Raw genomic sequence first — 10,515 nt, 5'->3', positions numbered from 1 at the left:
GAAGCGGTAGCGAGGTACGAGCGTCAGCGGTAGCGAGTCCTCGATAGCGAAGCGTAAAGCCTACGGCATAGCTTCGCTTAGAGCGACACAGGAGCGTCGCGTCATTACGAATTACGAATTATTTAAGTTACCATCAAAAATAGCTTTACAAAAATTCATAAAACCTATGTCGGTAATTTATCCACGGAAATTCCACAATACTCTGGGTGCCAGAGAAATTCTCAAGCGAATAGTAAGCGATCGCGAAATTCATCTCATCACCCTCAACCGCTACCGCTTCAATGAGCAGCGTAGTTGTCAAGATCTGACTGAGGTAATAGAAAAGCTCAATGGACAGCCACGAGAACTAGTACGAGATTTATCCCACCACATTGCCGATGAAGCTCGTCATGCTATGTGGTTGACTGATCTGCTAATAGAATTAGGGGCAGATATTGGTAAACCACCTGGTTCGAGCTATATCGATGAATTTGAGCGTTTGATTGATCAAGACACCTACAACTCAAACTTAAATGATGCTGTAATTGCTGCCCTCGCAGCAATCAATGTCACCGAAAAACGGGGTTGTGAATATTTCTCCGCCCACATTTACGCCCTCAAGCAAGCGCCGCAAACAGAAGAAAACATCAAAATCCGCGAAACAATAGAGAAAATTTTCCCAGAGGAAGCAGGACATGTCCGTTGGGGTAATCGTTGGCTAGCACAAATAGCAGATCAAAGTCCAGAACTCCGGCACAAAGTAGAACAAGCCAAACAAAAATATGCAGCTATTGAACAAGCAGCATATGAATCGGGAATGGATATCACCTTGGGCGCAGAACTACGGCGAGTTGCAAACTTAATGGAAGTAGCAAACACAATGCCACTTTGGCAGCGTCCTCAATATCTAATGGAGCGCTTACCTCAAACTCTATTAGCACCTGAGTTGCAGCTTACCAGGATGCAAGCAGCACAAAGGAGTTGGCAAAGCGATCCCCAGGCATTTATGGAGAAATTTGTGCCGATGTTCCTCAACGGTATCCAAAGCGTAAGGGATTAAATAATTCGTAATTCGTAATGTCGCTAACGCTGACGCTCGTACCTCGCTACCGCTGACGCTCGAGGACTCGCTACCGCTTCGCTAACGCTAACGCTATCGATGACTCGCTACCGCTACGAAGCGCGTAAGTCCTGATTGAGTTTTGTAATGGGGATTTAACCGTTACTCTTGGATAAGGAACACACTTCGGCTATGCTCAATGCATTGCAAGAAATAGAAAAAACTGTTCCTTTCTCCGACAAATTAGGAGTCAAAAGTTGAAATCTTTTGACTCCTGGTTTGTAAATCCAGTTCCTTAGCTAAAACAGCAAGAAAATTAATTTTTTGCACATTTACTTAGTAATGTTGCAAATTCATGCTCTGAACAAGCTCAGATGAGGCGAAAGACTCTGAACAAATTCCAGAGCGAAATCAATGATTTCCTGATCTAAATAACCAGCTACTCGACGCATGAGAAAATCTGTTTAGGAAGCGAGATGAAGTTGCTTTGAGGCTGACAGACGGCAAGCAAAATATCTGAATTAGATTTACTGAGGATTGATTTTGAGCCAAAGTAACATCAATTTCAATGGAATGCTTATCGTTAAGGAAAACACAAAGATGCGGGTAAACAGGAATAGAAAAAATATTTACAGTGAGCGACAAACTGACTTGAAATGAAAATCTATGATTCTGGCTTGAGTAGAAGATTAGACGCAGAGTTCCCTGAAATAAGATCAAGATTTGTGTGGCTTTTAAGGAATTGGTAATCTTGATAGTGCAAGTAGTCAGTTGAGTTGGCATCTTGATTGCAAGGGTTTAAGCCAACTATTTATACAGAGGTTACGGTTGAAATATTGCACGATTTCTGAAGCTTTTCGTGCGTCAACTGTTGTATCTCTGCTAAAGCCGCTGTGTAAAAAAGATTCAGCATTACATCCTGTTTTCTGGTACTTTGATTTCCCTAATATCAGGGGCGTTGTTCAACGGTAATTAGACAGCAGGATGAGGATTTGTGAGATTTTCTTCTCTACGCCCGCTACCGCGATGAGGAGCAGTAGGCTTGGTGGGTTTTGTCGAGAGCAACTGCTCGGAGGTAGGTGTAGTCAGCAGCCCATAAGAGAAATGATTGAACATCGCTTGGCAATTTAAGGCTAAAGGGTCAAATACCAGACTCGATACTAAAAGTGAAATGGCAGCACGCATAGCAGATGTCTATTTTGGAACTCTCCACTTCACTGATACTGAATTTTGGGTTGTGAATCCGGACAATTTACAAAAAAGTATTGCTTTTTACTGAAAATAAACTACTTTTATATATCGTCTAAATGTACAACTAATAACCAGTTACCGACGTGATTCTGACGACCCCACAATGTAATTAATTGCTCATGGGGAACGGCTTGTAATTGCTCATCAATATGCGATCGCAATGTCACAAGCTGCCAAGTTTGCCCTTGATATTGCACTGGCACAGTAATAATAAATCTGTAGTCTTGCTGATCCAAGCGATGGAAAATGCCTTGGAAACATTCATTTTCCCGTATTAATACCTCATCAACAGCAGGGTAATTGTACTGTGCTGACGATGGGTAGGGGCAATCGCCACTAGCTGGATATGCTTGTGGATTGTTTAAGTAATACAGTTGCCAGTGCAGCCAATCCGAATGATTTGCGGGAATATTAAAAAAAGGTATGATTGCCGCAGGTGAGCGTTGATCTTGCAGTAGAGCGGCTTGTAGCACCCTGATAGGTAAATCCCTTGGCTGACAGTTTAACTCAACGCATACAGCAGCTGCCATACCCGCTGCTTGACCAATACCCATGACTACAGGTTGTAATCTAGTCGCTCCATTGGCAATGTGAGACACAGAAATATTTTTGTCACATGCCAACAAACCATCTGTTGTGGCTGGAATTAGGGAACTGTAGGGAATGGTAAAAGGAGTTCCAGTCCAACGCCCCCCCCAACGGATAGATTTAGGTTGCAGCGGGAACTCAACGCCTGGATAATGGTGGTCATTGGCGTAGTTGCCAACTGCGATCGCTTCGCAAACGCCAGGGGCGATCGCATCATTAAATATAGATGCAACTCTACCTCCAGCCATCGGCAAGATATCCTGTTCTCGAATAGTAGTTAACCCCACCAAACGGCGGCTTTCCCGGTAATAAGGATGTAACGCAAAAGCCCCAAGAGGATGAGGAAACACCTGTTGTGCCAGTCCATAGCGATGCCCCAGTTGATTTTGGATGAAATGGGCAAAATTTTGGCTATGCCAGCGACATTCTTGGATAAATTCACCTCTGGATATCTCTGACTCTATCAGTCGCCCTACCCCTTTGCCGTAGTCATTACCACAAATTGGCCAGTTGATCATAAATTTATCTTCTGGCAAACGTCCATAATTCAAAAACTTTTGTGGGCCATAGCCATCCCAAGCGCCTGTAAACAGGGACGAATTATAATTAGGTGCAGTGGGAATAGAGGGTGCGATCGCCTCACCAAAATCCTGCATAATTACCACCCAAGTCGGTGCCTGCACTGGATATCTTTGCGTCAGAGAATTAAAAGCAACTGGGGCGCTGGGTTCTCCCCATTCAGATTGCAACTCCCAACCCCAACGGTAAGGTATTTCCGCTAAAGCCAATAAATCACCCAACTCCGTGCCATCAAGCGTCATCTTAGCTGTGACACTAAAATCAGCAAAGCGCACACCAACAACACAATCTCCCTGCCGTAAAACCTCCATTGGCACTTGTCCAGCCATCCAATGCAGATTTGGTAATTCTCGTACCCAATCTGCAAAAATCTCAGCCCCAACACGCGGTTCATAGCTAAAAAAGCTCACCCAGCTATTATCCAACCCACCAGGTTGTCGATAACGCAATTCGCGCAAAAACTCACCCCATAACCCCGTCTGCAAAGCCTCCAACTCATTACCATCAGGTGCAGACACCCCAGCCGAAGTTAACATTCCCCCCAGCCAAGGAAATTCACTCACCAAAATCGTTTTAGCACCCCGTCGTGCTGCTTGAATAGCTGCCGCCGCACCACCAGTTCCCCCACCAACAACTAAAACATCCGCTTGATATTGAATAACCATCCCGAACCTCAATTAAGTGTCCGAGATATTGTCCTAGATAAACCAGGTTCAGACAAGATTATAGTTGTGAGAGTTTGTAGTCAGCACTTTAGTGCTTAACTCTTGATTACGGTCTAATTAAATTTTTCTCAGAATCACGATATTTACTAATTAATTTTTGATGCTGAATAGGCGCATAAATCAGCGTATATAAAAAAGGTATTCCAGTTATCCCCAACGCCAAGATAGTAGATAACCTAAGAAAGCTCCCAACAAAACCAAGCCCCACACTAATTCCAAAAGCTGCTGCAAGTAGTGACAAACGATCATTTACAGATTTCAAAATAATCCACATCAAAACACTAGTTAAAAATCCAATTATTAACCCTGCGATTCCTCCAATAAAACAAGCACCAATACCCCCTGCTAAAATTCCACCCATCAACTTAAAAATAATACCCACTAAATCATTAGGTTTAGATAAATCAATAATTGCTCCATACACGCCTCCACCGATAATTCCCAAAATACCAACAATGATCACACCCACAAGTATAGCGGCGGCTATTTGCCAATAATCAAAGTTTTGCTTATTTTTCTGAAAAAAGTTGTAACCTCTATTAATTACAGCACCAGCTACACCACCAAAAATTGCGCCTAATGTACCAAAAACGAAAGCTCCATTACTACTGCCATCAATCCCAGGTAAATTCCATAAGATAATTTTGTGAGACGCTAAAGTTGCAATTATCCAAGGTATAATTCCTATAATGATGAATGTGGCTATCTCACCAGTTAAAAACGCCCAAATTAAACTTTCATAAGACTTCGTTTCTTTCTTAGCAATTGGAATGAGAGCCGTTTGTACTTTCACGGTTAAAGTATGAGTTGGTGGGTAGGCATTTGTATGTAAAAATAACTGACGTTTATATAACTTATCTGCCAGTAACTTACTAGTATCTACTTCGATATCAAACTTTGTACGATTGCCTGCAAACTTCTTTGGTGTGATGCTAATCCACGGGTGAGAATTTGGCGCATAAGGAGGATCGTGAGGATGGGGAGCAACTTCCCAACGACCTTTTAATGATGTGTCTGGCATCATATTTTCCACAGTAATAAATTGCGAGACTTTTTCACCCAAGCGTATTGCAATAAAAGTCTGTAGCTGATTGCTAAACTCAACTTGTGGACACCGGGTAACATCAAGAGGTATTAAGGCATTGAGTGCTTGTTGTGCATTTGTAAAACGGTCTTTGAGCTTGGGTTGTATCATCATTTCCAACCAGTCTAGAAACCGCAAACTCAGTTGAGGTAATAGATGCCGAAAGCAAATTTGCGAAGGATCATCTTCATCGATGAGATTTTGGATTGCAGTTGATTTTGTTCCTGTGAGTAAGCAAATTAACGTTACTCCCAAGGCATATAAATCTGTAGCTGTTGTGGGTTTGAACAGTTGTTCTGGCGGGATAAAACCAGGCGTACCTACGAAAATGCTACTACTGGACACTTCTTGGTTACCAAGACGGGCAAAACCAAAATCAATCAAGTAAACATTTATTTCTGTGTCTACCAAAATATTTTCTGGTTTAATGTCTCGATGAATAATACAAGGAATACGACTTTGTAAATATGCCAGTATTTCTAATACTTGAATGGCGATTATTTTGATGTCTTCTGGTGCAAAACTACGAGTTACCGCTAAAGAGGGAGCATCGATGTATTCTTGAATTAAGCAAAAACCATTTGATGTAGGGAAAGCTCCCAAATATTTAGGAATTTTTGGATAATTTAATCCTTGTAACACCTCTATTTCTCGTTGATGAGTTTTAAATCCTGACCAACTGGAATCTATTTGAGCAAAAGAGTATTGTTTAATAACGACTTGCTGATTTGTGGCGATAGATGATGCTAGCCAAGTAATTCTTCCTCCTTGTTGGTTACGTCCTAATTCGTGGCTAATTTTATAGCCTTGTTCTGAATAATCTGGTTGATTGTTCATATTACAAGTTAGGGGAATTGATTGATATAGTTATTTTTGAGTATTTATCTACTTATTAATAGACGGAATTCGCCAAATATTGATATTACTATCTTCACCAATAACAGCCAAAATTTTATTGTCAGGACTAAAGGCGAGGATATTACCTGAAACTTTGATAGTATTTTTCAACTGACCTGTGGCTAATTCCCAAGTTTGAATACCACTCTTACTATTAGTAATTATCTTTTTGCTATCTGAACTAATTTTTACTAAATCAAAGTTATTATTGTAATATGAATTCTTTTCTTGTGCTATCTCAATAGTATATTGAAATTCCCCAGTTTGCAGATTCCAGATTTTAATATTGTTTTTATTTAAAGTACTTGTATTTGTATTCCAACTAACAAGTGTATTATTATCAGGAATTAAGACAATCACAAAATCATCTGTATATGATTTAGTTTCATGTCCAGTAAAGGTACTTTTGAGCTTGCCAGAAGTCAAATCCCAAATCTTGATTTTTCCGTCTTTATCAGTGCTGACAATAGTCTTTTCATCTGGGCTGATAGCAATAGATCTTATCTCGTTTTCATGTCCTGTGAGTGTTTTCTTTAAGCTGCCATTGCGTAAATTCCAAATATTTAGTTTGCCTGCTTTATCTCCGCTCACTAAAATATTACCGCTTTGACTTATTTTGACTTCGGTCAATAAGTTATTATGGACAAGTTGATTTTTTAAAGTACCAGTTTTTAAATTAAAAATATTGATAATATATTTGGTAGTTTCTGGTTCACTAGAATAAACTGATTGATCAACTACTGGATTTTTGATAATTTTAGTCCCACCATCAAGGATTAAACTTTGTCCATCTTGGCTGGTTTCGATAAAATTAATTGTTCCACTAGGATTGCGGATATCACGTATTAATGCACCAGTTTGTAAATTCCAAATTTTGACATTTTTGGATTCGGCACTGGCTATATACTTACCATCAGGAGTTACACTCAGGTAATTCACAACTCCTGTGTGACCTGTGAGAGTGCGTTTTAATTTACTAGTTTCTAAATTCCAAATTTTAATCGTGTTATCTTCACTGCCACTAATTACAGTATTATTATCAGATGCGATCGCTACAGAACTGACTGCTAGTGCATGACCTTTGAGAGTAGTTTGTAATACATCGGTTCCTCTAGAAGCTATTGGAAGATTTGAATTCTTGTTTGTCGCTTGAGTGTTGGAATTTTGACTCGCTGTGGGAGATATGATTGATATTCCTTTCCATAGAATCAGCTGTACTACGAGCAAGATCATGAATGCAATCAGATTAGGCTTCATAGACATTCCTTTCCTGTTCTACATAAAATATGCAAAAACCAAGCTCTCAAGAGAATAATCTCACGCAAAGGTGCAAAGGCGCAAAGAAAAAGCACAAAAGTTTTCGCTCAAAATTGTTCGCTTGCTTTTATCTGCTTGTTAAGGACGAATTTGTTTATTTCGTTTATGTAATATAATGTAATTACAATTCATACATCAACTCTTTAAAGAGAAGCATCATGTTACAACAAAAATTGCTTCTGGAGTCTATTGTGGCTTTAGAAACAGAAATTGAAGCGATCGCAGAACTAGAACGTATCCTAAAACTTACGGGTTCCCAAGCAAAATTGGTAGCAGCCAACGGAGAACAAGTCACCATTCCCGAATCGGTTTATCAAATGTTACTTCAAGTTGTCCATGCAATGGCATCAGGCAAGGCCATATCGATATTTCCTCACAACTGCGAACTGACGACACAACAAGCGGCTGAGTTGCTTAATGTATCACGCCCTTACTTAATTAAGTTATTAGAACAGGGTGACATTCCTCATATTAAGGTGGGTTCACATCGCCGGGTTCGTTTCGATGATTTAATGAAATATAAAGCACATAGAGATGCTGAGCGTAGTCAACTATTGCAGGAGTTAATCGAGATGACTGAAGAAGCAGGCTTGTATGAGGATGACGAAGATTATATACAGTAAAATATATGCTCAGTATTCTCTTAGATGCTTGCGTTTTGTTTCCAATGTATTTACGAGACACATTGCTATCTGCTGCTGAAGCTGGTTTATACACACCTTATTGGTCACAGAAAATTTTAAATGAAGCAATGGACAATCTTGTTCTGAAAGGGAAAATCTCAGCTGAAAAATTTCAAACTTGATAGCTGAATGTTGGCCTCTAATGTTACATCTAGTATCGTTGAGCTGTGAAAAACCGACGTGAAAGCACAGGTATTTAGAGGCGTCAATCAATTATCTTACGAAGATATCCCAGTGCCTACCCTAGAACCAGATGAAGTACTGGTACAAGTGCAAGTGGTGGGGCTATGTCAATCAGATATTAAAAAAATTCGTTATCCCTTATATGAGCCGCCGCGCATCTTTGGACACGAAACTGCCGGGACGATCGCCGCGATAGGATCACAAGTAAGAGGCTGGCAAACTGGACAACGAGTGGCAGTAATGCATCATATCCCTTGTATGCGTTGCGCCTACTGCCTCAATGACAATTTTTCGATGTGCGATGTCTACAAGAACATCTCAACTACTGCCGGGTTTAACGCCAGTGGTGGCGGTTTCGCCGAGTATGTCAAAGTACCCGGACATATTGTACAAAACGGTGGCTTGATTCCCATCCCAGATCATATCAGTTTTGAAGAAGCCAGTTTTGTAGAGCCAACTAACTGCTGCTTGAAAGCAGTCAAAAAAGCCCAAATTGCTCCAGGACAAACTGTATTAGTGACTGGTGCTGGCCCCATTGGGTTAATGTTTATCATGTTGGTGAAGTATTTTGGGGCAAAAGCGATCGCCACTGACCTACTCCCCTCTAGAATCGAGAAAGCATTGCATGTTGGTGCAGAAGCAGCTTTTGATGCTCGTGATACCGATTTACCCACAAAAATTCATACCCTCACCAATGGTATGGGTGTTGATGTCACCTTACTAGCTGTCCCCAGTGAAAAAGCTTTTTCTCAAGCAATTGACTGTACCCGCAAAGGCGGTAAAATCTTATTTTTCGCTGAATTCCCCGATGAGGTGACAATTCCCGTCAACCCCAATATTCTCTATCGCCGCGAAATTGATTTGATGGGTAGTTATAGTTCATCCTACCGCCTGCAAAATCTCTGTGCTGATATTGTCTTTAATCGCCAGATTGACGTGCAAGCATTAATCAGCGATCGCTTCCCCTTAAAAGATTTATCAGCAGCCGTAGAAACTGCGATCGCCCCAACAGCGGAAACTTATAAAATCTTAATTTATCCCTAGAGAGGGGAGTGGGGAGTGGGGAGTGGGGAGTGGGGAATTGGTGTTTGTTATTTCTCTCCCTTATCTCCCTCATCCCCCTCATCCCCCTCATCCCCCTCATCCCCCTCATCCTCCCTACTCCCTACTCCCCACTCCCTACTCCCTCATCAAATGCTCATTACCTTAACACTAGTCGCTCTACTAGCTTTTTACGTTGCCTGGAATCTGGGAGCAAACGATGTAGCGAATGCCATGGGAACCTCCGTTGGTTCTAAGGCTGTGACTCTCAAACAAGCACTCGTGATTGCTGGAGTATTAGAATTTACAGGTGCTGTATTATTTGGACATGAGGTTACAGAAACCCTAGCCACAAAAGTAGCCAATCCCGCTTTATTCGCTGCGACACCGCAACTATTAATAACTGGGATGATCAGTGTTCTATTAGCGAGTGGCGTATGGTTGCAAATTGCCACTTCACGCGGTTTGCCTGTATCCTCATCTCATGCGGTTGTGGGTGCGATCGCCGGATTTAGTTGGGTAGCTTTGGGAGTAGGTGCAATTGATTGGTCATCAATTGGCATGATTACCATTGGTTGGATTCTAACGCCTGTAATTAGTGGTGCGATCGCTGCTTTGTTTTACAGTCAAATCAAGCACTGGATTTTAGAGCAACCAAATCCCTTAGTGCAGTTACAAGAATGGATACCCTGGTTGAGTACAGTGCTACTAGGTACGTTTGGCATAATCGTGCTACCTTCAATCACTCAACCCTTGACAAACTATTTAATTGAGCAACTTGGTTTCAACCTACCAAGTTACGACATTCCCCTGTTAGTCGGTGCAATAGCAGCAGTTGGACTCACCATTGTGAGTTGGCGGCAATTGGACGCAAGAGGACGCGGGGACGCGGGGACGCGGGGACGCGGTGAGACAGCGCTACGGGAGAGTTTCCCTCCGCAGGCGACTGCGAATCCGAAGGGAGACGCGGTGAAAGAGAAAGATGAAGAACATGAAGAAGATATACAAATCCCCAGTCCCCACTCCCCATTACCCCTAATCCCCACTCCCTCCGGGAGCCCCGAGTTCCCCAATCCCCACTCCCCACTCCCCACTCCCCACTCCCCACTCCCCACTCCCCACTCCCCA

The 10,515-nt window shown here is 41.8% G+C and carries 8 protein-coding genes; 4 read left to right on the top strand and 4 right to left on the bottom strand.

Features of this window, described 5'->3' with window-relative positions:
* The first annotated feature begins 139 nt into the window (after positions 1-139).
* A complete protein-coding gene (locus AC5JMF_RS24425; RefSeq protein ID WP_495798297.1) occupies positions 140-1,039 on the top strand; it encodes a ferritin-like domain-containing protein in 900 nt (299 codons plus the stop codon).
* A 972-nt stretch (positions 1,040-2,011) separates the two neighbouring features.
* On the opposite strand, the gene patX is transcribed toward AC5JMF_RS24425, so the two are convergent.
* From patX to AC5JMF_RS24405, 4 genes are all read right to left on the bottom strand, one after another.
* Complete coding sequence (patX, locus tag AC5JMF_RS24420; protein ID WP_495798296.1) at positions 2,012-2,224, bottom strand: heterocyst-inhibiting protein PatX; 213 nt, start codon at positions 2,222-2,224, stop codon at positions 2,012-2,014.
* Between the two features lie 107 nt (positions 2,225-2,331).
* Complete coding sequence (locus AC5JMF_RS24415) at positions 2,332-4,122, bottom strand: FAD-dependent oxidoreductase (protein WP_495798295.1); 1,791 nt, start codon at positions 4,120-4,122, stop codon at positions 2,332-2,334.
* 106 nt (positions 4,123-4,228) lie between these two features.
* Positions 4,229-6,103 carry a serine/threonine protein kinase gene (locus AC5JMF_RS24410; RefSeq protein WP_495798294.1) on the bottom strand — a complete coding sequence of 625 codons (1,875 nt, stop codon included), beginning with the start codon at positions 6,101-6,103 and terminating at the stop codon, positions 4,229-4,231.
* Positions 6,104-6,151: 48 nt separating this feature from the next.
* Positions 6,152-7,420, bottom strand: coding sequence for a WD40 repeat domain-containing protein (locus AC5JMF_RS24405; protein ID WP_495798293.1), 1,269 nt, complete (start codon positions 7,418-7,420; stop codon positions 6,152-6,154).
* A gap of 218 nt (positions 7,421-7,638) precedes the next feature.
* On the opposite strand from AC5JMF_RS24405, the gene AC5JMF_RS24400 reads away from it, so the two are divergent.
* The 3 genes from AC5JMF_RS24400 to AC5JMF_RS24390 form a co-directional block, all read left to right on the top strand.
* Positions 7,639-8,103, top strand: a complete 465-nt coding sequence (locus AC5JMF_RS24400; protein ID WP_495798292.1) for a helix-turn-helix domain-containing protein — start codon at positions 7,639-7,641, stop codon at positions 8,101-8,103.
* Between the two features lie 240 nt (positions 8,104-8,343).
* Positions 8,344-9,390, top strand: coding sequence for a zinc-dependent dehydrogenase (locus AC5JMF_RS24395; protein WP_495798291.1), 1,047 nt, complete (start codon positions 8,344-8,346; stop codon positions 9,388-9,390).
* Positions 9,391-9,540: 150 nt separating this feature from the next.
* A partial coding sequence (locus tag AC5JMF_RS24390) for an inorganic phosphate transporter (protein WP_495798290.1) occupies positions 9,541-10,515 on the top strand: 975 nt, incomplete at its 3' end.

The sequence above is a fragment of the Desmonostoc vinosum genome, assembly GCF_059505385.1.
The sequence above is the reverse complement of the archived record's forward strand: the minus strand, read 5'-3'. Positions and strand labels throughout refer to the sequence as shown.